Origin of the sequence: Cellulophaga omnivescoria (assembly GCF_027915275.1) — a bacterium.
GTDB classification, from domain to species: Bacteria; Bacteroidota; Bacteroidia; order Flavobacteriales; family Flavobacteriaceae; genus Cellulophaga; species Cellulophaga omnivescoria.
This window is the reverse complement of sequence record NZ_CP115819.1, coordinates 1546824-1572707: the sequence shown is the minus strand read 5'-3', so window position 1 is coordinate 1572707 and position 25884 is coordinate 1546824. Positions and strand designations below refer to the sequence as shown.

At 32.3% G+C, this 25884-nt stretch carries 26 protein-coding genes; 2 read left to right on the top strand and 24 right to left on the bottom strand.

Annotated features, from left to right (window positions below; translation table 11 throughout):
- Positions 1-60: 60 nt before the first annotated feature.
- A complete protein-coding gene (locus PBN93_RS06915; protein ID WP_077403355.1) occupies positions 61-2913 on the bottom strand; it encodes a sialidase family protein in 2853 nt (950 codons plus the stop codon).
- A gap of 277 nt (positions 2914-3190) precedes the next feature.
- Here PBN93_RS06915 and PBN93_RS06910 point away from each other — a divergent pair, with 277 nt between their 5' ends.
- Positions 3191-4486 carry an aminopeptidase P family protein gene (locus PBN93_RS06910; protein WP_077403352.1) on the top strand — a complete coding sequence of 432 codons (1296 nt, stop codon included), beginning with the start codon at positions 3191-3193 and terminating at the stop codon, positions 4484-4486.
- 72 nt (positions 4487-4558) lie between these two features.
- Here PBN93_RS06910 and PBN93_RS06905 read toward each other — a convergent pair whose 3' ends face one another.
- From PBN93_RS06905 to PBN93_RS06795, 23 genes are all read right to left on the bottom strand, one after another.
- Positions 4559-5677 carry an OmpA family protein gene (locus PBN93_RS06905; protein ID WP_077403349.1) on the bottom strand — a complete coding sequence of 373 codons (1119 nt, stop codon included), beginning with the start codon at positions 5675-5677 and terminating at the stop codon, positions 4559-4561.
- Between the two features lie 195 nt (positions 5678-5872).
- Positions 5873-6889, bottom strand: a complete 1017-nt coding sequence (locus PBN93_RS06900) for a sugar phosphate nucleotidyltransferase (protein ID WP_077403346.1) — start codon at positions 6887-6889, stop codon at positions 5873-5875.
- A 69-nt stretch (positions 6890-6958) separates the two neighbouring features.
- Positions 6959-7393, bottom strand: coding sequence for a dUTP diphosphatase (dut, locus tag PBN93_RS06895; protein WP_077403343.1), 435 nt, complete (start codon positions 7391-7393; stop codon positions 6959-6961).
- Positions 7390-8850 (bottom strand): oligosaccharide flippase family protein, encoded by a 1461-nt coding sequence (locus tag PBN93_RS06890; protein WP_271081748.1) that lies wholly within the window; start codon positions 8848-8850, stop codon positions 7390-7392. The genes dut and PBN93_RS06890 overlap by 4 nt, the downstream gene beginning before the upstream one ends.
- Before the next feature lie 53 nt (positions 8851-8903).
- Complete coding sequence (locus tag PBN93_RS06885) at positions 8904-9407, bottom strand: hypothetical protein (RefSeq protein ID WP_271081747.1); 504 nt, start codon at positions 9405-9407, stop codon at positions 8904-8906.
- Positions 9408-9601: 194 nt separating this feature from the next.
- Positions 9602-10471, bottom strand: coding sequence for an ATP synthase F1 subunit gamma (atpG, locus tag PBN93_RS06880; RefSeq protein WP_271081898.1), 870 nt, complete (start codon positions 10469-10471; stop codon positions 9602-9604).
- A gap of 91 nt (positions 10472-10562) precedes the next feature.
- Entirely contained in the window at positions 10563-12143 is a 1581-nt protein-coding gene (gene atpA / locus PBN93_RS06875) for a F0F1 ATP synthase subunit alpha (protein ID WP_077403334.1), read from the bottom strand.
- A gap of 45 nt (positions 12144-12188) precedes the next feature.
- On the bottom strand, positions 12189-12728 hold the full coding sequence (gene atpH / locus PBN93_RS06870; RefSeq protein WP_271081746.1) for an ATP synthase F1 subunit delta: 540 nt from the start codon (positions 12726-12728) through the stop codon (positions 12189-12191).
- A gap of 9 nt (positions 12729-12737) precedes the next feature.
- Positions 12738-13238, bottom strand: coding sequence for a F0F1 ATP synthase subunit B (locus tag PBN93_RS06865; RefSeq protein WP_077403328.1), 501 nt, complete (start codon positions 13236-13238; stop codon positions 12738-12740).
- A 94-nt stretch (positions 13239-13332) separates the two neighbouring features.
- Positions 13333-13524 (bottom strand): ATP synthase F0 subunit C, encoded by a 192-nt coding sequence (gene atpE / locus PBN93_RS06860; protein WP_013620961.1) that lies wholly within the window; start codon positions 13522-13524, stop codon positions 13333-13335.
- A gap of 48 nt (positions 13525-13572) precedes the next feature.
- Complete coding sequence (gene atpB, locus PBN93_RS06855) at positions 13573-14688, bottom strand: F0F1 ATP synthase subunit A (protein ID WP_077403325.1); 1116 nt, start codon at positions 14686-14688, stop codon at positions 13573-13575.
- A gap of 119 nt (positions 14689-14807) precedes the next feature.
- Positions 14808-15200: a DUF6168 family protein gene (locus PBN93_RS06850; protein ID WP_077403322.1), complete on the bottom strand. Its 393-nt coding sequence runs from the start codon at positions 15198-15200 to the stop codon at positions 14808-14810.
- Complete coding sequence (locus PBN93_RS06845) at positions 15200-15436, bottom strand: AtpZ/AtpI family protein (RefSeq protein ID WP_245799617.1); 237 nt, start codon at positions 15434-15436, stop codon at positions 15200-15202. The genes PBN93_RS06850 and PBN93_RS06845 overlap by 1 nt, the downstream gene beginning before the upstream one ends.
- Positions 15414-15833: a bactofilin family protein gene (locus PBN93_RS06840; RefSeq protein WP_013620957.1), complete on the bottom strand. Its 420-nt coding sequence runs from the start codon at positions 15831-15833 to the stop codon at positions 15414-15416. Before PBN93_RS06840 ends, PBN93_RS06845 begins: the two co-directional genes overlap by 23 nt.
- Positions 15834-15840: 7 nt before the next feature.
- The gene (porW, locus tag PBN93_RS06835) at positions 15841-18387 is read right to left on the bottom strand and encodes a type IX secretion system periplasmic lipoprotein PorW/SprE (RefSeq protein WP_271081745.1); all 2547 of its coding nucleotides are present in this window, start codon (positions 18385-18387) and stop codon (positions 15841-15843) included.
- A gap of 189 nt (positions 18388-18576) precedes the next feature.
- Positions 18577-19317 (bottom strand): ABC transporter ATP-binding protein, encoded by a 741-nt coding sequence (locus PBN93_RS06830; protein ID WP_271081744.1) that lies wholly within the window; start codon positions 19315-19317, stop codon positions 18577-18579.
- Positions 19318-19360: 43 nt separating this feature from the next.
- On the bottom strand, positions 19361-20833 hold the full coding sequence (locus PBN93_RS06825) for a DUF5687 family protein (protein WP_271081743.1): 1473 nt from the start codon (positions 20831-20833) through the stop codon (positions 19361-19363).
- 61 nt (positions 20834-20894) lie between these two features.
- Positions 20895-21593, bottom strand: coding sequence for a hypothetical protein (locus PBN93_RS06820; protein ID WP_271081742.1), 699 nt, complete (start codon positions 21591-21593; stop codon positions 20895-20897).
- A gap of 2 nt (positions 21594-21595) precedes the next feature.
- Positions 21596-22285, bottom strand: coding sequence for a hypothetical protein (locus PBN93_RS06815; RefSeq protein WP_271081741.1), 690 nt, complete (start codon positions 22283-22285; stop codon positions 21596-21598).
- Positions 22282-23013 carry a hypothetical protein gene (locus PBN93_RS06810; protein WP_271081740.1) on the bottom strand — a complete coding sequence of 244 codons (732 nt, stop codon included), beginning with the start codon at positions 23011-23013 and terminating at the stop codon, positions 22282-22284. The genes PBN93_RS06815 and PBN93_RS06810 overlap by 4 nt, the downstream gene beginning before the upstream one ends.
- Before the next feature lies 1 nt (position 23014).
- Positions 23015-23647: a hypothetical protein gene (locus tag PBN93_RS06805; protein WP_271081739.1), complete on the bottom strand. Its 633-nt coding sequence runs from the start codon at positions 23645-23647 to the stop codon at positions 23015-23017.
- Complete coding sequence (locus PBN93_RS06800) at positions 23644-24291, bottom strand: hypothetical protein (protein ID WP_271081738.1); 648 nt, start codon at positions 24289-24291, stop codon at positions 23644-23646. The genes PBN93_RS06805 and PBN93_RS06800 overlap by 4 nt, the downstream gene beginning before the upstream one ends.
- A 4-nt stretch (positions 24292-24295) precedes the next feature.
- Complete coding sequence (locus PBN93_RS06795) at positions 24296-24634, bottom strand: PadR family transcriptional regulator (RefSeq protein ID WP_038505492.1); 339 nt, start codon at positions 24632-24634, stop codon at positions 24296-24298.
- 187 nt (positions 24635-24821) lie between these two features.
- On the opposite strand from PBN93_RS06795, the gene PBN93_RS06790 reads away from it, so the two are divergent.
- On the top strand, positions 24822-25871 hold the full coding sequence (locus PBN93_RS06790; RefSeq protein WP_077403301.1) for a ferredoxin--NADP reductase: 1050 nt from the start codon (positions 24822-24824) through the stop codon (positions 25869-25871).
- Positions 25872-25884 lie beyond the last annotated feature (13 nt).

Genomic DNA, 25884 nt, shown 5'->3' with positions numbered 1-25884 from the left:
TTAACATAAGAAAAAGCCAAGAAATTAATCTTGGCTTTTAAAATGTAACAATAGGTATATTTATTTTATTTCAAAATTGGTAGTTGTATTAGACCCATTACCAGACAACTCTATTTTATACACCCCTTTAGGCAAGTATGTTTTTCCGTCTTTAGCTTGTTGCAACTTTACTTTATTCTTTTTTAGAAAGTTAGATTTTCCTGTTTTAGAAAAAGCAACATCATAAGATAACACATTAAACCCTTTTTCACCATCTACGGTTACAGAGCTAACTTCTGTATTGTTCATAGTTAAAATACGAGCGGTAAAACTGCCTTGTTTATTTGCGTAAAAACTAATATCTACTCCAGGCGTATTTGGTCTAAACCTTGTTGATTGAGCATTACCCCATCTGCTAGAATGTTTAATGCTTTCTGGTTTAAACAGGTGTAATTTTTTAGCCAACATTTTAGGTGTCATTTCCTGAAGCTTGGCAATATTAGTTTTATAAATGCTTCTACCATGCGTACCAACCAATAAATCTTTTGCTGTAGTTTGTATTACCAAATCATGTACGGCTACAGCAGGCATACCATTAGTAAATAATTCCCAAGTATTTCCCTTATTAAAAGACACATACAAACCGTTATCTGTACCTACAAATAATAAATTTTCATTTTCAGGATCTTCAATAATAACATTTACGGGAGAAGCAGGTATGTTACCACCAATATTTTTCCAGCTTTTACCATAATCATCACTTACATATACGTATGGTGTATAATCATCCCATCTGTAACCATTTAAAGTTACATAAACACGTTCTTTTTTATGGGCAGACGCAACTACTCTAGACACCCAAAGCTCCTCGTTTTTAAGGTTATCACTTATTTTTTCCCATGAAGCGCCGCCATTTTTAGTAAGTTGTATGGCTCCGTCATCACTACCTGTGTAGAGCAATCCAAAGGTAAAAGGAGATTCTGATATTGTTGTTAACGTACCATATGCTACATTTCCTTTTTTACCTCCATTTGTTAAATCGTCAGAAATAGTTTCCCAATCATCTCCTTTATTAAAAGAACGGTGTAATTTATTACCTCCTAAATATAAAATATCTTGGTTGTGAGAGGATAATAATATTGGTGTTTGCCAATTAAAACGATAAGGACTCTCTCCTAAATTATGTTTAGGCTGAATGTATTTTTGAGAATCATTTTCTCTGTCTATTCTAAAATAGTTTCCAAACTGAAAACCTGTATAAACGATATTAGCATTTCTACTATCTATCTGCACTTGCATACCATCACCACCCATTAAACTTTGCCAAGGGTACTTACCTGTTTGGTGCCATCTTACACTTTCTCTTGCATTATTGGCTCCAACCCAAACTCCGTTATCTTGCAAACCACCATACACATTATATGGTTTTTCATCATCTACATTAATTGCATAAAACTGACCAACAGCTGGTGAATTATTTTTTATCCAATTCTTACCATCATCGTAAGATATATTTATTCCTCCGTCATTACCATTAATTAAATGTCCTTTTAAATCTGGATTAATCCATAGTGCGTGATGGTCCGAGTGTACATTTGGACCATCAATATTATTAAAAGTTTTACCACCGTCATTAGATTTTATTAGCGGTACACCAGCTAAGTAAATTTCATCTTTATTTTTAGGGTGTACTCTTATTTGTGCAAAGTAATAACCATAACTATAAAACAAATTATCTATATGCTCTTGGTTTGTTTTTTTCCAAGTCTTCCCTGCATTATCACTCCTATATACTTCTGCTCCAACAACAGGCGTATCAAACAACATAGAGTTGGCATCTTCTAAATACTTAGCAATATCTATTGGTTTAACAGTACCAACACGTACCATTTGCTTAACATTTGGCGCTCTATGCTTTTCATGAAAACCGTTTGTTTTTAAAAAATTATTAAGCTTAGAGTCAGACAAAGCCAAAAATTCTTTGGTTGACATTGTTTTAAAATCGTCCTTAACCAAATCCGTAGTTTTATCTTTTTTCTTTTCTTCTGCAGGTCTTCTAAACTGGCTATCATGTACAGCGTAAACAGTGTTTTCATCAAAAACGGCTAAACCAATTCTACCAACACCTTCTCCAGTTGGAAAACCACTTTCCTTAGTTGTAATTTTGGTCCAGCTACTACCACCATCCGTGCTTTTATAAATAGCAGAATTAGAGCCGTTACCAGAAAAATTCCAAGCTTTACGGTCTTTTTCCCAAGCAGCTGCATATTGTACATTAAAGTTAGTTGGCACCATAGCAACGTCTATAATACCAGTAACATCATTTACAAAAAGTGTTTTTTTCCAAGTTTTACCACCATCTGTAGTTTTATAAATACCACGCTCCTCATTAGCAGAGTATAAATGCCCTGTTGCACCCACAACAACCTCATTAGTATTTTCTGGATTAATTAAAATACGGCCAATATGGTGCGCATCTACCAAACCCATATTCTGCCAAGTTTTACCTTTATCTGTAGATTTTAATAATCCCACACCAGCATAAGAAGATCTAGACGAATTATTTTCTCCTGTACCAATCCATATAGTTCCAGATTGCCAGTCTACGGCAATATCTCCTATATTTTGCGTGCTTGCATTGTCCATAATCGGAGTAAAAGTTGTGCCATTATTGTTGGTATACCATAAACCACCAGACGCATATGCCGCATAAAACTCAGTTGGTTTATTAGGGTTAACGGCTACATCTACAATACGGCCACTCATTACCGTAGGCCCAATATTAGTAAATGTTATATTTTTTACAACAGAAGATTCTTCCATTTGCTTTTTTTGCATTAACGCATTTTCTACAACGTTTTGGGGAGTTGCCGTTGGCTGCGCAAAGCTTAATGCACTGGTAAATAAAATGCACAAGGATAAACTTTTTCTCATTTTTTTGGTTTTGTTCGTTAGGTTTTGTTCTCTTAATTAGTCTAATTAAATAATTTACGGAAGTTATAAATAAAGGGTGTTATGCCAAAATAATTTTTTGCTACCTGTACAAACATATTTATCTGTTAGTTATTTGATGCCCCAAATACGTTAAAAAGACACTAAAAGATATGTTTTCTTATGCACAAAAATAGATATTCATTACTTTTGGATACATCTTGAAATTTTATGCGATTTTGCCTCTAAAATTTCAATATAACAACAGAAAAATTAAGAAATGAAATACAATCAAATCGATTCTAAATTATTCGTGAAAAACCGCAAAAAGTTTATGGCGCAAATGAAGCCTAAGAGTGTTGCTGTTTTTAATTCTAATGACATATACCCTATTGGTGCAGATAGCACAATGCCTTTTGAGCAAAATAGAAATATTTTTTACCTAACAGGTGCCGACCAAGAAGAAACTATTTTGATTCTTTTTCCTGATGCACTTAACCCCAAACATAAAGAAATTTTATTTGTACGGGAAACAAATGAACATATTGCGGTATGGGAAGGTGAAAAACTTACCAAAGAGCGCGCTACAGAAGTATCTGGAATAGAAACAGTTTATTGGTTATCTGATTTTGACAAAGTTTTCTTTGATGTAATGACAGAGGCAGAAACAGTTTACTTTGACACCAATGAACACTACAGGCAAGCTGTAGAAACAGAAACAAGGGAAGACCGATTTATAAAAAAATGTAAAGCTGATTACCCTGCTCACCAATGGGCAAAGAGTTTCCCTATAATGCAAAATATTAGAGGTGTTAAAGAGCCTGAGGAATTAGCATTAATGCAAGAAGCCTGTAACATTACAGAAAAAGGTTTTAAACGTTTATTAAGTTTTGTAAAGCCAGGTGTTTGGGAATATGAAATTGAAGCGGAATTGCTACACGAGTTTGTACGCAACCGCTCTAAAGGCTTTGCATACACCCCAATTATTGCTTCTGGTGCTAATGCAAACGTATTACATTACATAGAAAACAACCAACAGTGCAAGGATGGCGATGTAATACTTATGGATGTTGCTGCAGAATACGCAAACTACTCTAGTGATTTAAGTAGAAGTATCCCTGTAAGTGGTAAGTTTACTAAAAGACAAAAAGAAGTTTACAACGCAGTTTTACGTGTTAAAAATGAAGCTACAAAAATGCTTGTTCCAGGAACTATTTGGGCAGAATACCACAAAGAAGTAGGTAAATTAATGACCAGTGAGTTGTTAGGACTTGGCTTACTAGACAAAGCAGATGTACAAAACGAAGATAAAAACTGGCCTGCATACAAAAAATATTTTATGCACGGAACCAGCCACCACATTGGTTTAAACACCCATGATTATGGAGAACTAAAAACCCCAATGAAAGCAAATATGGTATTTACAGTAGAGCCTGGTATTTACATTCCTAATGAAAATTTAGGCATAAGATTGGAAGATGATGTAGTAATACAAGAAAAAGGGGAACCCTTCAACTTAATGGCAAACATTCCTATAGAGGCAGATGAAATTGAAGAATTAATGCAAGCAAAGTAGCATTAAAATTTGTTTTAATAGTAAAAACCTCTTCATTACCGAAGAGGTTTTTTTTATGAATAACTTAAAATTTTACTCTTTATCTTCTTCAAAGCCATTATTAACATAGGTATCATATTTATTTTCAGATACCACAAACTCCACTCTCCTGTTCATTAGCCTTCCTTTTTCGTCGTTATTACTTGCTAAAGGAATTTGATCTCCGTAACCCTTCCAATTAATACGATCAAAAGTTAAACCATTGTCTAATAAAAATTCTCCAACAGATTTTGCCCTGTTTAAAGACAGTAGCTTGTTGTATTTTGCATCTCCTTCATTATCTGAGTGCCCAAATATAGTAACATTTAAATGCGGGTTTCTTTTTAAATGCCTAACCAACTCTCTTAATTGCCCTTTTGCTTCTGGATTTATGATATAACTATCCGTAGTAAACATTAAATCTTTAATTACATATATTTCATCTAGATTAATGCCCTCATACTCGCTAACAGAAACATTATCAATATAATAATAAGAAGCTTTACGCAACCTGTCATTAACCACTTTTGTCCTAGTTCGTTTATCTCTTTTAAAATTACCTAAGGTAACAAAGCTTTCTGTTCCATTGGCTATAAATGTAATTGATACATTTGTCCAAGTTCTGCTATTAGTGTATCCATTAGCAGATCTCACTCTTAACAATCGTATTTCTTCAGAATTATTTACATAATCTATAGCAATACTTTTTTTAGTACTCCACTTTGGAGATTTTTCAGTAAATAAAATCTGAAATTCATCAACAGCTAAACCCGCCTTATCTGCAAGGCTAACCATAAATGATACTTTATATTTTTTTCCTTTTTCTAATGTTTTAGCTAATGAACCTGTAATATATTCTCTGTAATTGTCTGGACCAAGCATATAAAAGCCCGCAAAAGCTTTACCTTCATAAACTTGTTGCCTACCAATAAAATTATGGTTAGTACTCATTTCTGGGCTACAATCGCTGTAATAATCTGTACTACCGTCAGATGGCGTACGCCAATCCAACACATCTTTTTGAAAGTTTCCTGGCTTTTTACTACATTTTTTAGAATACTCAAAACTCGGATTTTTAACTAAGTTTTGTGCATTTATTTGCAAAAATGATAAGCATAAAATAAAGCAAATAATTTGCTTATAGGTAGGTTGTATTTGGGGGTTAGTGTGCATAATTAAACATTTATGATTTGATGTTCATATGCAAATTAACATACAAATGACTGATTTGTAACAATTTGAGACCTGTATTGTTGTGAAAAACAGGAGTTTTGTAGGTGAATTATAGCTTTTTTGATGTGTAAAAAACACAAAAAAACCCCATAAAAGGTAATTTTATGGGGTTAAAATGCATTTTACAACTTGTTTTTATTCTAAAACCGAGTAATCTCCAATGCTAATTGTTTCATAATTGCCATTGTATTTTACGTGGTTACCAACCATTGCATTATCTAAATTTGCATTTTCAATTTTGCTATTGGTTTGTATTAAGCTATTTTTTATTGTTGAGTTTTCTATAACCGTATTATCCCCTACAGATACATAAGGGCCAACAGTGGTGTTTTTTAGCACTACGTTTTCTCCTATGTAACAAGGCTCTATAATATTTGCATTTTCTAATGTAACAGATTTAGAAACTAATGCCTCACCATCTTTTTCTAAAAAGCCTAACATACGCATATTGGTTTCTACGGTAACATTTTTATTTCCGCAGTCCATCCATTCATCAACCTTACCAGAAACAAACTTTTTACCCTTTTGCATCATTTGTTTAATACCATCATTAATTTGGTACTCTCCACCATTAATAATGTTATTATCTAAAACGTGCTGCAATTCATTTTTTAAAACAGCAACATCTTTAAAGTAGTATATTCCAATAACAGCTAGGTCAGATACAAATTCCTCTGGTTTCTCTACTAATTCTACAATTTCGTTTTTATCATTTAGTTTAACAACCCCAAAAGCTTCAGGTTTTTCTACTTGTTTTACCCAAATAACACTATCTGCCGTTTTATCTAAGTCAAAATCCGCTCTAATAAGGGTATCTGCATAAGCAATTACAGCCGGCCCACTTAAAGAGTCTTTAGCACACATTATAGCGTGTCCTGTGCCTAAAGGTTGGTCTTGCCTATAAATAGATGCTTTTGCACCTAAACTCTCTGCTAAAGCTTTTAAACTAGCTATAACATCATCTCCAAAAAATGCAGGGTCTCCTAATATGAAAGCTACTTCTTCAATTGGCTCATCTAAAACTTTAGCTATATCACTCACTAAACGGTGCACAATTGGCTTACCGGCTATAGGAATTAATGGCTTAGGAACTGTTAATGTATGTGGTCTAAGACGGGAACCTCTACCCGCCATTGGAACTATAATTTTCATTTTTTTCTTTTTTTAAATCTAAGCATACTTACGCAAGCTTATATTAATTATGGTTTATGTTTATATTATTTATTTTGTACCAGTGCTACCAAAACCACCTTCACCTCTAGCTGTTTCAGATAATTCTGTAACCTCTATCCATTCTGCTCTTTCGTGTTTAGCAATTACTAGTTGTGCAATACGCTCTCCGTTTTCTACAGTAAAGTCTTCCTCCGAAAGGTTAACTAAAATTACACCTATTTCCCCTCTGTAATCTGCATCTACAGTACCAGGTGCATTTAAAACCGTAACACCTTTTTTAGCTGCTAATCCGCTTCGTGGTCGTACTTGAGCCTCATAACCAACAGGCAACTCTATAAAAAGCCCGGTTTTTATAATTGCCCTTTGTAAAGGTTTTAACGTAATAGGTTCTATAATATTGGCTCTTAAGTCCATTCCTGCTGAAGCCAAAGTTTCATAACTAGGAGTTGCGTGTGCAGATCTATTAATTATTTTGATTGTCATTTTTTCTTTATTATTTTTCGTAATATTTCATTTTCCATTTTGTACACTAACCCTAAAAACACCAGTAATAGTGAACAACCAACCCATAAATTTCTATTAAAAATATAAAAAGATAGAATTGAAAACACCACAGATAACGTAAAATAGAATATTATTTTACGCATGTTATATGGTATTGGGTAATTTTTTTTTCCAAACCAATAAGATAATACCATCATTGTACCGTAAGCTAACACCGTTGCAATTGCAGATGCCATATAACTTAAGGTAGAAATAAGTGCTACATTAATTACAATAGTTACAACTGCACCAATAACAGATATAAAAGCACCGTAACGTGTTTTATCAGTTACTTTATACCACACAGATAAGTTGTGGTAAATTCCCAAAAAGAAGTTTGCCAAAACAATTAACGGAACTATCTTCATAGCTTCCCAATACTCAGAATTATCTACAAACAAAAGTTTTAAAACATCTGCAAAAACCACTACAGCAAGCAAAATTACACTCCCTAGTATTACAAAATAATTGGTAATTTGAGCATATGCTTTCTGTGGGTTTTTAGCGTTAGAATGACTAAAAAAGAAAGGTTCTATTCCCATTCTAAAAGCAGTGGCAAACAGCGTCATAAATAATGCCAATTTATAACAAGCCGCATATTTACCAACTTCTGCCTCTGCTATGTTATTTGGCAAAAGCCATTCTAGCAAAATTTTATCAAAAACCTCATTAATTGTAAACGCAATACCTGCCAATAAAACAGGCCCTGCATATTTCATCATAGCACGCCACAATACTTTATCAAAAACATATTTACTCTTAAGATATAAGCCCAACATTAAAACTAATGTTACTCCGCTTGCAATTAAGTTTGATATAAATATATATGAAATTTGAAAATCTTCTTTATAGATTGATGTAAAAACAGAATCTGTAGTACCAACAACAAGCTTTGGCAACAACAATAAGAAAAAGAGGTTTAAACCAAGATTGATGCATATGTTCACAATTTTAATAATTGCATACTTCATTGGCTTCTCTGTAGCTCTAAGCAATGCAAAAGGGATAATCACCAATGCGTCTAAAGACAGTATAAAAATTGCGTAGGTAATAAACTCCTCTCTAATACCTGCAAAACTTGCTAAAGGATTTTTTAATACCAATGCTACAACAAAAAAAGTTAGAGTAGAAACAGCTATAGAAATTAATGAGGTAGAGACCACCTTTTCTTTATCATTATGCTTATGGTAAAACCTAAAAAAGGCTGTTTCCATACCATATGCTAAAAACACATTAAAAATTGCAAACCAAGCAAAAATAACGGAAACCTGGCCATAAAGATCCGGATCCATAACATCTGTGTACACACGAACCAAAAGGAAAGACAGCATTCTGGGCAACACTGTTGCCAAGCCATACACAAAGGTTTGCTTAAAAAGTTTTTTAAAAGGATTCAATAGCGTTTAATTAGAGTTTAAAAGTAGTTATTTATACCCTAGCAAACAAAGTCTTACTCCTTAGATCTAGAAGGATAAATAATAGCCTGCTTGTGCTTTATGTCCTTAATCTTAACATAGTTTATTACATTGCCTTTGTAATAACTTAAAACAGCTTCATCGTAAGCCAACTCAAAAGGAAAATCTTTTTGCAGTTTTTTGGCAGCTGGCTTGTTGCCCAATTCCTGTTTTGGGTCTGAATGCATAATAATATCTTTAGGAGGAACCATAGTTTTTGCAGTCATTGTTGCAACTACAAACTTCTGACCTTCTTCGTTTATAACTTTTACATAGGACTGTTGACCTCTAAAGTAAATAGAATTAACCCTGTAACCATCTAGATTTGCAACCGGAACTTTTAACTCTACCCCTGCGCCAGATTCTTCTTTGCCACCATACCAATCTTGGCAATATGCTTTACCAATTTCAAACGGAGCAGAATCTACTAAATTCTTTTGTGAAGAACAGCTACTTAACATTCCTAAAACAACAAGTATACTAAAAATTGAATTTTTCATAATGGGGGTATTTAGATATTTATAAAGATACAATGACAAATTTAATGCCAAGTATTTCTTTTTAAAAGATTTCAAAAAAACAAAAACCTCACGAAAAGTGAGGTTTTAAGTTATATTATTCGTCTAGTTACGTAATAAATCAGACTTAAGCCATAAATTTAGTTTATCAAAAATGGCTTATAGTAAACTAATTTTTAGTTATTTAAAGCTTCTGCACCACCAACAATTTCTAATATTTCATTAGTAATAGCCGCTTGCCTTGCTTTGTTATACGTTAACTTTAACTGGTCTCTAAGCTCTGTTGCGTTATCAGTTGCTTTATGCATTGCCGTCATACGTGCTCCATGCTCACTAGCAAAAGAATCTCTTACACCTTTGTATAATTGTGTTTTTAAAGACTTTGGTATTAATTGTTCTACAATTTCTTTTTCAGAAGGATCGTAAATATAATCTGTGTTATTAGCAGAAACCTCTTTATCTGAAGCTACAGCTACAATAGGCAAAAATTGTTCAGTAATTACGATTTGCGTTGCGGCGTTTTTAAATTTATTATAAACAACCTCAATTTTATCATAAGCACCATTAACAAATAACTCCATTAAATTCTCTGCTATTGCAGCAACATTATCAAAAGTTAAATCGTCATAAACAGCACTATGATTAGCAATTACATTGTAATTTTTAGAAAGAAAATCGTTAGATTTTTTTCCTATAGCAAGAAACTCTACTTCCTTACCAGCATATGTGTTTTCTGCTAAAGAAACACTTTGCTTAAGTATGTTAGAATTAAATGCACCACACAAACCACGGTTAGAAGTAATAGAAACTATTAAAACCTTATTAATCTCTCTCTCTTCAGAAAACTTACTACCAGAATCCGCATCTAAATTAGCACTTAAACTTTGTAAAAGCTCAGTTAATTTATCAGAATAAGGCCTCATTGCAGTAATTGCATCTTGCGCCTTCTTTAACTTTGCAGCAGACACCATTTTCATTGCGCTGGTAATCTGCATAGTTGAAGAAACTGATGCTATTCTGTTACGTATTTCTTTTAAGTTTGCCATATTTTCCTCTCCTAACCTCTCCAAAAGGAGAGGGATTGATTAGTCTAATTTAAATACCCTTTTCTTATTGTATTTCTACAAAAGATAAGGACTATGCTTTATATTTTGCTGAAAGATCTTTACACACAGCTACCAAAGTATCTGTAACCTCGTCAGTTAATTTACCTGCTTTTAACGTATCTAAAACATCTCTATGCTTAGCATTTAAGAATTCTACGTATTCAGCTTCAAATTCTTTTACTTTTTCTACTGGCACATCTCTTAACAAGTTTTTAGAACCTGCATAAATAACTGCTACCTGATCTTCTACAGTGTAAGGATCGTTTTGAGCTTGTTTTAAGATCTCCACATTACGCTTACCTTTTTCAATAACGTTTAAAGTAGATGCATCTAAATCTGATCCAAACTTAGCAAACGCTTCTAATTCACGATACTGAGCCTGATCTAGCTTTAAAGTACCAGATACTTTTTTCATTGATTTAATTTGTGCAGAACCACCAACACGAGATACAGATATACCTACGTTAATTGCCGGACGTACACCTGAGTTAAATAAATCTCCATCTAAGAAAATTTGTCCGTCTGTAATAGAAATTACGTTTGTTGGGATATATGCAGAAACGTCACCAGCCTGAGTTTCAATAATTGGTAAAGCAGTTAAAGAACCACCACCTTTTACCATTGGCTTTAAAGACTCTGGTAAATCATTCATATCCTTAGCAATGCTATCATCATTAATAACTCTTGCAGAACGCTCTAATAATCTAGAGTGTAGGTAAAATACATCACCAGGGTATGCCTCACGTCCTGGAGGACGACGTAATAATAAAGATACCTCACGGTAAGCAACAGCTTGTTTAGATAAATCATCAAAAACAATTAAAGCTGGTCTACCGGTATCTCTAAAATACTCTCCAATAGAAGCACCTGTAAAAGGAGCATAAACTTGCATTGCAGCAGGATCTGATGCGTTTGCAGCTACTATTGTTGTGTAAGCTAAAGCACCTTTTTCTTCTAATGTTTTAGCAATTAAAGCTACTGTAGAAGCCTTTTGACCTACAGCAACATATATACAATATACAGGGTTACCTGCATCGTAAAATTCTTTTTGATTTAAGATGGCATCAATACAAACAGTAGTTTTACCCGTTTGTCTATCTCCAATTACCAACTCACGCTGACCTCTACCAACTGGAATCATAGCATCAATTGCTTTAATACCTGTTTGTAATGGCTCAGTTACTGGCTCACGATATACAACACCTGGAGCTTTACGCTCTAATGGCATCTCATAAGTTTCTCCAGCAATTGGTCCTTTACCATCTATTGGGTTACCTAAAGTATCTACAACACGACCAACAATACCTTCACCTACTTTTACAGATGCAATACGGTTTGTACGTTTTACAGTAGAGCCTTCTTTAACTCCTTTAGAACCACCTAATAATACAATACCAACGTTATCTTCTTCTAAGTTAAGTACTATACCTTCTAAACCACCTTCAAATTCTACTAACTCTCCGTATTGAGCGTTAGCTAATCCGTAAGCGCGTACAATACCATCACCTACTTGTAATACTGACCCTACTTCATCTAAAGATGCGCTAGCGTCAAATCCTGATAACTGTTGCTTTAAAATTGCTGATACTTCAGCGGCTTTTACTCCTGCCATGTTGTTTTAATTAATATTTACAAAGTCCGTAGTGTAAACCAAAGACTATAGACTGTTTGAAAATTCTCTTTTTAAACTATTTAATTTATTAGCTACACTTGCATTGTATTGCAAATCGCCAATTCTTAATACAAAACCACCAATAATACTTTCATCTATAACATTTGTTATAGCTACTTTTTTACCAGTTAATTTTGTTAATTGCTCCAAAACTTTTTCTTCTAAATCTTTAGTTAAAGCAACTGCAGTTGTTACTACTGCTGTTTCTTCTCCTTTAAGCTTTTCGTTTAAAACAATATAGTGCTGAGCAACATCTTTTAAAAGTGATACTCTTTTATTATCTACAAGCAAAGAAATAAGTCCTTCTGTAATGGTATGACTTCCTGTAAAAACAGCTAGCAAAGCATTCTTTTTTACATCTCCTTTAATTATTGGGCTAGCCAATACATCTTGAAGTTCCTTGCTGTCAGAAATTGTTTGCACAACAGAATGCATGTCTTTTTCAACTGCATCTGTAGCCTTACCTTCAACCGCTTGGTTTAAAATGGCTTTTGCGTATCTAATAGCTGCTCTAGACTCGTTCATTTTTTCTTATTAGTTTAGCTTAATATCGCCTACCATATCTTCTACCAACTTAAGTTGCTTGTCATTATTAGACAATTGCTCCTTAATAACTTTTTCTGCAATTTCTACAGATAAGTTAGCTACTTGGTTTTTAATATCTGCTACTGCTGCTTTCTTTTCGCTTTCTATAGTAGCTTGTGCTTGTGCAATTATTTTATCGCCTTCTATAATAGACTGCTCTTTTGCATCTGCAACAATTTTCTCTTTTATTTCGCGTGCTTCTTTTAACATAGCATCACGTTCTGCACGTGCTTCTTGCAATAACCTTTCGTTATCTGCTTGCAGATTTTGCATTTCTTTACGTGCATTTTCTGCCTCTTCTAAAGCGCTTTTAATACCGTCTTCTCTTTCATTTAAAGCGTTCATTATTGGTTTCCATGCAAACTTAACCATTAAGAAGATAAGTACTAATAAAATTATTAGTAACATGAAAAACAACCCAGGCGAAAAATCGTTTAATAACTGATCCATTATAAAATATAAATTATATTCTTTTTGTTTTTTGTTTAATTACAAACACATCCTGTAACCAACCGTTACAGGAATGCGATTGTTGTTTTTGTCCTTAAGCTTTTCCTAAGATCAAAGCACCGAAAGCTAAACCTTCTAATAATGCTCCGATAATAATCATTGCTGTTTGGATTTTTCCAGCTGCCTCAGGTTGACGAGCAATACCTTCCATTGCTTTACCACCGATTTGACCTAAACCGATACCACCTCCGATAACGATTAATCCTGCTCCAATTAAATTGTACATAGTAATTGATTTATATTAAATTAAACAAACTCTTATTTATAACTAAAATTAATGGTGATCATGCTCTTCTACAGCCATACCAATAAACAATGAAGACAACATTGTAAAAATAAAGGCCTGTAAAAACGCTACTAAAATTTCTATTAAAGAAATGAATAACGTTAAAAAGAATGATACACCTAAACTACCACCAACACCTAAAGCTTCTCTTGCTGTAAATGTTACAGCTACTAAGCCCATAACTACGGCGTGACCAGCAGTAATGTTAGCAAATAAACGAATTAATAAAGAAAATGGCTTTGTTAACATACCCAACACCTCTATTGGAATTAAAGCTATTTTCATTAAAACTGGAACACCAGGCATCCAGAAAATATGTTTCCAGTAATCTTTATTACCGTTAAATTGTACAATAAAAAATGTAAATAAAGCCAAACAAACTGTTACCGCTATTTGTCCTGTAACATTAAAACCTATTGGAGTTAAACCTAACAAGTTTAATATCCAGATAAAAAAGAATACCGTTAACAAAAAGCCCATAAACTTACGGTAGTGCTTTTCACCAATATTTGGTCTTGCAATTTCATCTCTTACGTATAATACTAGCGGCTCTAAAACACGACCAAAACCTGTTGGGATTGGGCTCTTTTTATACCCTCTAGCTAATGAGCTAAAGCCCCAAAGCATTAACAAACCTGCCAACAAAATACCTACAACTGTTTTAGTAATTGAAAAATCCCAAACTTTATGTGCATTTGTAGCATGGTGCTCCTCGTCAAAAGAAACTGCTGTAGCCCCTTCTTCTAACTCATATATTTTACTGTGAATTTTGGTTAACTTAACACCATCCTTATCAACAATAACATGACCATCATCATTATGGTGAAATTCTGAAGACATAAACGTCTTAAGACCTTGACTTGTCCAAACAATAACTGGCAACGGAAAACCAAAGTGCTCACGCTCCCCTTCATCATTTGTATAAGAATACAAAGTGAAGTCGTGTGAATCTGCTAAGTGATGGCTAATGTAAGCCTGAATCTCTTCGCTACTATTTACTTGTGAATCATTTTCTTGTGGCTCATTGTTGTCGTTCGCAAAAGAACCCAAACTAAACACAAGTGCCGTGACTAAAATAATTTTACTAAAAAATGTATTTCGCATATTGCTCAAAAAATATCGGTCTCTAAAAATCGGTGCAAATGTACGCTTTTCTGTCAAAAAGAAAAAAACCTTTTTTTGATTATTTTAACACCAACCATAAACCGCATCGTTTTAAAACGTTAATCTAAGTTTTTGAGCACTTTAGCAATAAAAAATGTCTCTATCAGCAAACATATACTGTACGGGACAAAAAATGAAGCAAATTCTGTTAAGTTAATATTGTCATCTGCATTAAAAGATGGGTAAAAAAGCATAAAAAAGAAAAGAAATTTTATAGCACTGCCTACTATAAAAAATATACCTAATTGTGTTTTAAATTGGTTTCTTAACAGGTAAATAATTGTAAATATTGCAGTTACCAACACAAAATTAATAACATAAGAAAGCACAATTTTATTACCAAATAAAGGTTTTTGCATATCATCTAGTACCAATAGATGAACACCAAAAGCTACCGCTAAAGAAATAAGAATTGTGATAAAAAAATAGATAAGCAACTTATGGTTTGCCATTAGAATTTAATTTTTTTTAATTGTGTAACTACCGCAAAAATAGAAATTGCTACACCAGAAAGTGTAGCAATTATAGTAAAAATTTCGTTTTTGATGTTATAATAGCCATCCAACCACACACCTACTTTATGAGCTAAGTATATTATAGCTCCCATCTGAAAAGCAATACCAGATAGCATTGCGGCATTTTTTAAGTGGTTTGGCTTATTGTTATTAGGAAGCTTTGGAAGTTCCACCAGCTGAAGCTTGTTTAGCGCCAGATAAGGCTCCGTTTTTACCTCCCATAACACATGATGCATTAAAAGTAGCACCAGGCTCTACAGCAAGCTTAGATACAGAAACCGTACCTTCTATTACTGCTGAAGATTTTAATGATAATAAGTCAGATACTAATAACTCACCGTTAAAACCGCCTTCTATGTCTGCATTTACACACTCTACCTTTCCGTGAATGTAGCCATCTTTGCCAATAACTACCTTACCAGATGTTTTTACGTTACCATCTAACTTACCGTCAATTCTAAAATCGGCTTCTGAAACTATATCACCTTTAATTTTGGTGTTTTTTCCAATTCTGTTAGGCTGGCCGCCCATATCTACAACATCTCTAGGTTTATTTTTGTCTGAAAACATATTTTTATTACGGTTTTGGGATTAATAGTGTTTTTTTATACTCGTTTAATTTTTTGTGTACTTGCACAACTTTGTAGTTGTTGGATAAAATTACAAAATTCTGATGACCAACCTTGTAATCTTTATTATTTTTTAATAATTCTGCATATCCCAATGCAAATTCTTCTGAGGCAAACCCATGTACCACTACAAATTGTTGCTCTAAATTGTAAATATCTTTAGATACTTTATTTTTATATTTTAAATCTTCTACAGATTTATTTAGCAGTTTGTACAACTCATTAGCTGCTGCATCATTATTTCTACTAAAAGGGAAAACCACTTTCCAGGTACCCTTTGCATTAGTAGATTGATCTACAAAATCTGATTTCTCTAATTGTGGAATTTGATATTTAATCATTTCCTGTGCTCTTTTACCCTCTGGATTATTTGGATAATTAAGCGCTACATAATTTAATGCCTCCTTAAAGGCTTCAAAACCTTCTATTCTTCCGGTTGCCATTGCTTTTAAAATCTCAAACTTAGGTGCAATTTCATCTCCTGTATATCTGTTAATGTTTTCTTCTGCACCAGTAATAACTTTTAAGTACTCTTGGTTCTGAAACATTTTATACAATCTTGTGTACCTAGCGTTTGGAGTGTCTGCAGACCCTTCTAAAATTGCTTTAGGATTTAACAACACCTCTGCATACCTAGAACCTTGGTGGTTTGCTATAATATCTTGTTTCATTGCAGCGGCTAAATTACTGCCAGATTCTTCATATATTTTATATAAATTATACTTAGATGGTAGTATTAATCGCTCCTCTGGGTTAGACTTTAAAACCGACTCTAGTTTACCAGCTGCCAAAAGGTTTTCTTTAAATTTTTCTTTATAAATTAACCCTAATTGGTAGTTTGCAAAATTGCGCTCCTTTTTTAAGCTATCTATTACCGCAACACTAGTTGGTAATTTATCCATATAATAATCTACCTTATACTCTTGTCCTTCTTCTACAATAGCATTAGATGCGTTACCAGCAACTGCAGTATCATCATTAGTTTGCAATACCACATTTTTGTTAGACCAACGCCAATTATCCTCTAGTTTACGAGAACCCCAAGCGGTTTTAAAATCGGTTTTACCATAACCTAAACTTGTAATATTGTAAAAATAAAATTTGCCCTTATTTTGTTTACCTGCTTTGGTATTAGCAAAAGCTGCTATACCTGCGTTTTGACGCTCTTTTTCTTTTTTTGCAGCCGCCTCTTCCTTTGCTTTTTTATCTTCAATAAATTTTTGAAAATAAGTTATTTGCTTCTCTTTAGGCAAATTGTAAATAGTTACAACACTGTCTGTATACTGCACAATATCTTCATACTTTACAACATCTTCTAAATTGTCTAATTTCTTTTTAATTAAACGGTGCTTTTTACTGGTTTCTACCAAATTGGTAAGTGTACTATCAAAATACGCCCCAGCTTGTTTGTAGTTATTTTTATCAAAATAATACTCACCTAAATTCTCATAATTAAGTGCGTTTAATTTATTATCGTTTGTGGTAGCGCGCAAAGATTTATCAAAATAAACCAAGGCCAAACTATCTTGTTGTTGATTTAAAAAAAACTGTGCTTTTTGCCTGTATATTTTATCTAAAAACGGCCTATTTTCTCTGTTCTCTTCTAAATCTGTTAAATACTCTAACATTTCCTCTTTGTTACTGGCAGTAACAGCTGTGTTCATTATTTTTTGCAAGTGCGCATTAATAAAATAAACACGAGGAGATTTTCTGTTTAAATCTATAATTTTATCAAAGGCATAATTGGCACTATCTTTTTTGTTAAGCTGATTGTACAACTGTCCAATTATAAAATAATACCTTCCTTTTTCTTCTTGTTTTTTTGTGTAGACCGATGCTCTTTTTAATTGCTGAATTGCAGTATCTGGAGCATTTAAATTAATATATGCCTGAGCCATAACCGCTCTTGCGTCTGCATATTCTTGGTCAGATAAGTCGTCATATTTAAAAAGCTTTTTTAAGTTTTTAATAGCAAGCTCATCATTCTCTAAACGCACATTGGTTTTTTCTCTCCAAATACGAGCCTCGTTAAACTTATCGCTCTGTATGTAATTTTTAAGCACATAATTAAAAGCCTCTTGAGCCGGAATAAAACGCTGATCAAAATAACGTGCTTTTCCTAAAAGTAAGTAAGCCTCATCTGTTTGCGGGTTACGCTCCCTATCTTTAATAACCATACTATGTTTTTGTATGGCTTTTGTTGCTTTTTCTTCTGCTATTACAAAATTTGGATTGTTATTTTCTGAATCTAGTTTAACATCATCTGTAACTTCTAAACGCTCTATTGGTAATAAATCCCAATAATTATCTTTGTAATTGGCATTTAATTCTTCTCTACCCTTTTCAAAAGCAATATTACCGTTATAGAGCACATTAAATTTTGTATTTAATGCGTGCCACTCTCTGTTAACAAAGGCGTTCTTTTTAGTAGAACAGGCATTAAAGACTAATGCTGCTAGCGCTACTGTTCCTATAATTTTAGTTTGAAGCTTCAAAATTGTATCTATTCTTACCTAAACAAAACTAAAAAACCGCGGTATTATTATGTTTAAGGTGCATAAATTTACTATTTATTTTTATTTATTTGGTTTGATGAGCTCAACAACTAAAAAGGCCCATCAAATTTTATACAAATTGATGGGTCTTTAAATTTTAGAAAGTCGTATTTTAATTAAAGCAACTATTTATTCCTCATCTTCAAAAACAGCAACTGCCGCATCTGGAGCCTCTGCACCTGAAAAGAAAATTTCTAACTCTTTTAAAGTTGCTGCAGATGTTTTTATGTCTTTAACCAGTTCACCTTTATCCAACACTACAATACGCTCACATACCTCTGTAACATGACTAAGATCATGGCTAGAAACCAAAACTGTGGTATTTTGATTTGCTGCCAAATTTTTAATTATACCTTTTAGTCTTATTTGCGTTGTTGGATCTAAATTTGCAAAAGGTTCATCTAAAATTACCAACTCTGGACTACCAATAAAAGAAGCTACAATACCAGCTTTCTTCTGGTTTCCTTTAGATAAATCTCTTAAATATTTTTTTTGATTTAATATTTCTCCATGAAAAAAGTCTTCAAAACTATTAACAAGTGCATCTACATCTGCTTTGTTTTGTCCTCTTAACTCACCAATAAAATAAAAATACTCTTCTGGTGTTAGGTAGCCAATTAAAAAAGATTCATCTATAAATGCAGAAGTAAATGGTTTCCAATCTTCACTGGTATTTACTTGTACATTGTTATTTATTATTTGCCCTGTAGAAGGCTGAATAAGATCTAACAACAAACTAAAAAATGTTGTTTTTCCTGCTCCGTTATTACCTACAAGACCAAAACATTGTCCTTTTGGAATTTCTAAATTTTCTATATTTAAAACCGTAGCTGTGCCGTATGTTTTTGTAAGGTTCTGTGCTTTTATCATGGTTTTTGTTTTTTATGGTTATACTCTTAACAGAGCTACTTATTTATGCTTTTTGTTTGTATGCGTGTATAGTTTTATACTTTTCTTTTTTGTAGATTTTCTCAATCTTATTAAAAACTATATTTCTAAATGCTAGTCCTAATATACCAGCCGCAGCAACAAGTACATAGCCTGTTGTTGGGTTTACTAGGTAATATCCGGCAGCAAAAATTATCATTGGCAGTAAAAGTTTAGGCAATGATAATAACATTGTTTTCATATTAAAAGCCTGTTTATCTCCAAAGGCTTTTTTATTTGATGTTAAATCTATAGGCATTTTTATAAAGGCACCACCCAATAACACTAAATGTGAGTTTACACCAATATTATAAATTGCACCAACCAATACGGCTAGGTATGCGTTTATGCCAAAAAATAAATAAAAAGAAGCCAAAACAGTACTAATTAAAGTGGCAATTACCACCAAATACCATTTAGAGGTAATGTAGTCTCTGTACTTTATATTCTGACTCATCATTAATTGGTAATACGCACTATCCCAACTTGGCACAAACTGTCCAAATGTGAATAAGAAACCACCCGAAACAAATATTCCACCAAATATTTGCCAAACTGGTCCATTATATACCTCAACAGCTCCCGACCCAAATAATAAGCCATAAAACAAGAATAGAAAACTCATTAAACCAGCTGTTTTTGGTCTTTTATTTCTTTTTATAAGTTTAATATCGTTCTTTAAAAAGGTTCCTGTACTTCCAAATTTATCTAAGAATGACAAATCTTCTGTTTTTGCTATAGCGTGCTTTGTTTGTAAACCAGCATCTAAATACATATTTTTTATAAAGTAATTAAATGCAGCATAATACAAACCAATAACTGCTATCCAAGGAAAAATAACCATCCAAGGAGCGTTATATAATCCATTAAAAAATGGCGCAGTGTAATTAGTAATATCAAAAACACCAAAGTAATGGCAAGCTCCCAGTGCTACAAAAACAGCTATTACTGGGTAAAAAACACTGTCCTTATTATTAACTAATATATTTATAAAATTACTACAAAAAATAAGTGCAAAAATACCAAAGTGCCAAGCTACCACACCAAGCGGATTATAGCCCTCTATTAGTAATACAATAGAAAATGGCAAAAAGAAAAAAGCATAACCCCAATTAAAAAAGGAAGCAATTGTTTTTCCTAAAGAGTAATTTACAACTTGTGCTTTTTTTAAGGGTAAATACAGTAAAGGCTTAATATTGGCTACAGGCATTTTTTGTAACATATACCTAATTAGCAAATCTAATACAAAAAGGTATATTAGGTATTTGTTTACCACCTCTAGTGGATCTCCCATATCTGCCTTTTTTATAAGATAAAAAGAGCCAACTCCCATTGAAAGGAACACCACAATAAAGTACAGCGCAAAAAAGCCCATAAATATTTTTAGTGCCAGGTTAGTTTTAAAAGAAGCCGACCTAAAAAAGGACTTCCATTGCAGGCTTAAAAAGTGTTTTAACATAATTTTAGGTTGATTAATTATATTTTGTTAGTGGCAACAAATGCCAATTTGTTACACTATTTTAAATTAAATTGTATTCTGGGTACGTTTCTTCTAACAATTCTTGAGCTTTACTAGGCATTACATAAGAAGTAATGTAAAAAGTTAAACATAGTAAAGTAGCAGCTATGGCAATAAGTGCCAACCAGTAACTATGCAAGTCACTAAAATTAAAACGCATAGTATTTACAATATTAAAAACATTAGAAAATGTTATTACAGAAAAGCCATTTCTGGTATCACCAATCATAGCTTCTAACATAAACAGCTTTTCTTTTTTCTGCTTTTGTTTTTTCTCTTTTTTTCTTCTTTTAAATTGATGATAAAAATCTACAGCTACTAAAATTAGTATTGAACCCATTAATACATATGATGCTTGCTTTAAATGAAGCACCAGAAAAAAGCCCATAAAAATTGCAATAGTGGTTAACAGCTTTGGCAACTGAAACCACTCTTTAACAAACCTAAAAAGTATTTTTCTGTAACGTTTGTTCATAGCTTTTTGGCGTTTTTCTACAACATCCATAAAACCAAAAACACCAAATTTTTTAAATTCAACTTGCAAAGCATCATCAAAAGATAAATTTGGATTTTGCTCCCATTGCTCCTCTATACCATTACTTAGGTGGTCTACTAGCTCCGTCTGCAAATCATAATGCATTACATAATGCTTGCGGGTAAATGCGTACAATTCTTCTATTTGTTCTTTGGTTAATTTCATATTCACACTAATGAGTATTCAGGGTAAGTTTCACTTAATATTTCATTTACTTTTTTTGGAATAACATATATCATAACAAAACAAATAAATAGATACATTACTGTATAAGCTGAAAGTGCATATTGAAGATATATATTTTCAAGAACACCACTAGAAGGTGTATACCAATTGTATGTATAAATTGGTAAGTAAAAAAATGCTATGCTGTTTCCAAACTGATAAATAATATCTTTTAACAACCATCTTTTACCTTTCTTCAGCCTTTTTTTATTTAAGAATGAAGCAATTATCAACAAAACTGCTGAAAATAATAGAACTCCGTTAATTAGATCTAACTTATAATTATTAGGAAAAAAATTGATGCCAAAATTGAATACAAAAATACACCCTAATAAGAATAGTATTTTTGGTAACTTAAAATAGTCCTTATAAAAATGAAGAATTAGCCCAAAATACTTTTTATTCATTTGCACTTTTTTACTATCTACAACATCCATAAAACCAAAAACACCAAATTTTTTAAACTCAACTCCTAAAGCATTATCAAAAGATAAATTTGGATTTTGTTGCCATTGTTCTTCTATACCATTACTTAAATGATCTACAAGTTCTGCTTGCAAATCATAATGCACCACATAATGTTTTCGGGTAAATGCGTACAATTCTTCTATTTGTTCTTTGGTTAGCTTCATACTAATCTTTTATAAATTGATTTGTATTTTTTAAGTTGTTTAACAAACAATTGAATAGATATATAGAAAAAAGGAAACAACAACGCCAATACTATAAACATATAAATAGGTGATAGTTGCTCTCCTTCTTCTAAAAATATTTTAGGTGCAAATAACAATCCATTAACAAAACTAACTCCAGAAATACTAGATAATAAAGCAGTATTTATAGTTAATGACTTAAATGTATTTTTTAGATTAAATAATGAAACTAAAGACGGAGTTAATGCCATTACCATTAATAGCAATAATAAAGTCTTATGCATTGTTTTTACAGCAAAAAACTCTTTGGTATATAAAAATACTATGAGCACACATGCGTATAGTATTAGTGACTTAGCATTGGTGAAAAACAGCCTTAAGGCTTTTCTTTGAAGCTTTCCAAAACCCTTAGTTAACCCCTGTCTTTTTTCTTCAATAAACTCTTTATAACCAGACGAATCTGCGTACAAACTAGGAAAAGTATCCCAACCGGTATTTTCCTTGTTAAGTCTTTTTATAGTTAAATCATTACCAAATTTTACATGAACTGTTTGCATTGCATTGGTAAAACTAGATCCTACTTTCATTAGAGCTTCTACCTCATTACTAATATGGTCCAAAAGCTCCATACGAACATCCCAATATTTCACTTTATTTTTAATAAGATAATCATCTATAAATTCTATTTGTTCTTTGGTTAGTTTCATATTAAGCAATAGTATAATGGTTGGTATATTTTTTATGAAGATCTAGAATCACCGCAATAAACGCAGTAGACAGCCCCAGTAATAAAACAAAAACCAAAGTAAAATAGTAGTCGTTTATAATTACAGATTTTTCATTAAAAAAAGGGTTTTGAAAAGCGTTATATAGTTGGAAACTTAAAGTAAGTATAAGTCCAGTTCTTTCAATTCCAGATAAACGTTGCCCACGCTGTTTTAACCCTATGAAGAAATATACTAGTATAGCAATTATTAAAAAACCAAATGGTACAAATTTTAGAAACTTCTTATCTCCCAAAGGAAAAAACTGTATTAAAAGAAAAGAGCTAGCCACCATAATACAGATATTTAATGGCGCTGTAAACTTTTTAAAAAGCGATTTAAGTACTATTTTATCTGTAGTTTTTTTAAACTGCTTATTGTACTTTAATAAATCTTTTTTATGCACAACCATATACGCCTTAAAAGCGTCATAAAACGTTAGGTTTTCTTCTTCCATTTTTTCTAATACCGCAGTAGCAACATGGTCTACCATTTCTGTTCTAACATCTGTAAACATAATATCAGAATTTTTAAGATAGGTGTCTATAAATTGTATGTTTTCTTTGGTTAGACTCATACTAAAACATCATTTAAAAATTTATATTCTTTTTTAATCTTCTTCTGCTTAAATGTTACCTCAACTAAAGCCGCAATATTAAGTAGCAAAGCAAAACTGATATATCCTAAAAACAATGGTAGATACTCCAAGAAAAAGTCTTTAAATGGAGTAAACATATAAAGTAGTAAATGAGGTAAACTAAAAATATTAAAGAGATAATTAGTACTTAATAGTTTTAACTTAAGTCTATTCTTAAAATGATTGTATAAAAAGAAAATAAACTGAAAAATAATTACACCAAAAAAAGGAAACAGTACAGCCTTTTCAAACAACTCTAAACTAAGAATTGTATATAATTGAAAATATACAAAAGCTATAACAAACGTAATTAAATAGAAATAAGGCGATTTTATAAAAACCAAAACTCGCTTCCAAAGATCTTTTTGATATCCCCAATGCATAGTCTTAGCCTTAGCTTCACTAACTTGTTTACACCAACTAATTCTTTTAACTAAAAAACTATTTAAACCTGGACAATTATCCAGAGACTCATACTCAGATACCAAATGGTCTATTAGCTCGAACCTTACATCTGCAAACTTTATACCTTTCTTTTTTAGATAAGCGTTTATATTTAATATGTCTTCCTTAGTTAATTTCATACCTCTACTCTATACTCCATTTAGGGTTTACTAAATTTTGCATACTACGTATAAACTCCTCTAACTCTGCCAATCTGTTAACGGTTTCTTTTTCACCTGCTTCAGTTAGCTTGTAATATTTACGCAAACGATTATCTACTTTGGCAACCTCAACATCTAAAAGTCCTTCCGCTTCTAATTTATGTAAAGCAGGGTACAATGCACCTTCCGTAATTTTAAGTTCTCCTTTGGTTAACTCTTTTACTTTTTGTGTAATCTCATACCCATACATCTTGCCTTTTTCTTCAAGCAACTTTAAAATAATAGTATTTAAACTACCCTTGTATAATTTAGAATTTCCCATTTTTCTGTTCTCTTATTTTGCTTTTAAAACAAACATCTCCTATTTCTATAACAACTTTTAGCAGTAAAATTGTTATTACGAATATATACATAATTTTCTTATGCATAAGAATTCTATGTATTAAATTTTAGTGAACTAGGTTTTTTATCAAAAGGGCAATGTGTATTTTTGTAGAAAATATTTTTTTATGAATCATTTTCATCCGTTAACGGTACAACATATAAAGGCTTTAACACCTAGTTCTGTAGCAATAACATTTGCTATTCCTAAAGACTTAATTCAGACTTTTAAGTTTATATCTGGTCAATACATCACTATTAAAAAAGAAATTAAAGGCAAAGAATTGCGTAGAGCGTATTCTATTAGTTCTTCTCCTAAAAAAGATTGTATTACCATTGGTGTTAAAAAAGTAGATAATGGCGGTTTCTCAGACTTTGCACATTCCAAACTTAAAGAAGGTGATGTTCTAGAAGTTATGCCTCCAGAAGGTAGGTTTGTTTTTAAACCTACAGATGCCGTTAAAAATGTTGCCGCTTTTGCTGCTGGTAGTGGTATAACACCTATTATTAGTATTGCAAGGTCTGTATTAGACAGCAACCCAGAAAACAAATTTGTTTTAGCATACGGTAACAAATCTTTTGAAGAAACAATGTTTCACACAGACTTAGCCAAGCTTCAACTAGAATATAATAACCGATTTTTTGTATACTTTATTTATAGCCAAGAACAGGATGAAAACTCTATTTTTGGAAGAATAGAGAGGTCTACAGTTAACTACATTACTAAAAACAAACATAAAGATATTGCTTTTGATGATTTTTATCTTTGCGGTCCAGAGGCTATGATTAATACAGTTTCTGATACTTTAAAGGAAAACGAAGTTAGCGAAGACAAAATACATTTTGAACTTTTTACAACTACAGAAATTAAAGACGAAATGCCTGTTAAAGAAGGCGGAAAAACGGCAGTTACTGTTATTGTAGATGATGAGGAATTTACTTTTGAGATGGATAAAAGCACAATTGTTTTAGATGCTGTTTTAAAAGAAAATATAGATGCACCATACTCTTGCCAAGGTGGTGTTTGCAGTAGTTGTATTGCTCGCGTTACAGATGGTAAAGCAGAAATGGTTAAAAACCAGATTTTAACGGATGGTGAAATTGAAGAAGGATTAATTTTAACGTGCCAAGCACACGCAACAACACCTACATTAAAAGTAGATTTTGATGATGTTTAAAAACAGCGTCTAA

Excerpts from the sequence above, each read along its gene's own strand:
- PBN93_RS06915 (WP_077403355.1), bottom strand. The coding sequence starts at position 2,913 with ATGAGAAAAAGTTTATCCTTGTGCATTTTATTTACCAGTGCATTAAGC.
- PBN93_RS06910 (WP_077403352.1), top strand. The coding sequence starts at position 3,191 with ATGAAATACAATCAAATCGATTCTAAATTATTCGTGAAAAACCGCAAA.
- PBN93_RS06905 (WP_077403349.1), bottom strand. The coding sequence starts at position 5,677 with ATGCACACTAACCCCCAAATACAACCTACCTATAAGCAAATTATTTGC.
- PBN93_RS06900 (WP_077403346.1), bottom strand. The coding sequence starts at position 6,889 with ATGAAAATTATAGTTCCAATGGCGGGTAGAGGTTCCCGTCTTAGACCA.
- dut (WP_077403343.1), bottom strand. The coding sequence starts at position 7,393 with ATGACAATCAAAATAATTAATAGATCTGCACACGCAACTCCTAGTTAT.
- PBN93_RS06885 (WP_271081747.1), bottom strand. The coding sequence starts at position 9,407 with ATGAAAAATTCAATTTTTAGTATACTTGTTGTTTTAGGAATGTTAAGT.
- atpG (WP_271081898.1), bottom strand. The coding sequence starts at position 10,471 with ATGGCAAACTTAAAAGAAATACGTAACAGAATAGCATCAGTTTCTTCA.
- atpA (WP_077403334.1), bottom strand. The coding sequence starts at position 12,143 with ATGGCAGGAGTAAAAGCCGCTGAAGTATCAGCAATTTTAAAGCAACAG.
- atpH (WP_271081746.1), bottom strand. The coding sequence starts at position 12,728 with ATGAACGAGTCTAGAGCAGCTATTAGATACGCAAAAGCCATTTTAAAC.
- PBN93_RS06865 (WP_077403328.1), bottom strand. The coding sequence starts at position 13,238 with ATGGATCAGTTATTAAACGATTTTTCGCCTGGGTTGTTTTTCATGTTA.
- atpE (WP_013620961.1), bottom strand. The coding sequence starts at position 13,524 with ATGTACAATTTAATTGGAGCAGGATTAATCGTTATCGGAGGTGGTATC.
- atpB (WP_077403325.1), bottom strand. The coding sequence starts at position 14,688 with ATGCGAAATACATTTTTTAGTAAAATTATTTTAGTCACGGCACTTGTG.
- PBN93_RS06850 (WP_077403322.1), bottom strand. The coding sequence starts at position 15,200 with ATGGCAAACCATAAGTTGCTTATCTATTTTTTTATCACAATTCTTATT.
- PBN93_RS06840 (WP_013620957.1), bottom strand. The coding sequence starts at position 15,833 with ATGTTTTCAGACAAAAATAAACCTAGAGATGTTGTAGATATGGGCGGC.
- PBN93_RS06830 (WP_271081744.1), bottom strand. The coding sequence starts at position 19,317 with ATGATAAAAGCACAGAACCTTACAAAAACATACGGCACAGCTACGGTT.
- PBN93_RS06825 (WP_271081743.1), bottom strand. The coding sequence starts at position 20,833 with ATGTTAAAACACTTTTTAAGCCTGCAATGGAAGTCCTTTTTTAGGTCG.
- PBN93_RS06820 (WP_271081742.1), bottom strand. The coding sequence starts at position 21,593 with ATGAAATTAACCAAAGAACAAATAGAAGAATTGTACGCATTTACCCGC.
- PBN93_RS06815 (WP_271081741.1), bottom strand. The coding sequence starts at position 22,285 with ATGAAGCTAACCAAAGAACAAATAGAAGAATTGTACGCATTTACCCGA.
- PBN93_RS06810 (WP_271081740.1), bottom strand. The coding sequence starts at position 23,013 with ATGAAACTAACCAAAGAACAAATAGAATTTATAGATGATTATCTTATT.
- PBN93_RS06805 (WP_271081739.1), bottom strand. The coding sequence starts at position 23,647 with ATGAGTCTAACCAAAGAAAACATACAATTTATAGACACCTATCTTAAA.
- PBN93_RS06800 (WP_271081738.1), bottom strand. The coding sequence starts at position 24,291 with ATGAAATTAACTAAGGAAGACATATTAAATATAAACGCTTATCTAAAA.
- PBN93_RS06795 (WP_038505492.1), bottom strand. The coding sequence starts at position 24,634 with ATGGGAAATTCTAAATTATACAAGGGTAGTTTAAATACTATTATTTTA.
- PBN93_RS06790 (WP_077403301.1), top strand. The coding sequence starts at position 24,822 with ATGAATCATTTTCATCCGTTAACGGTACAACATATAAAGGCTTTAACA.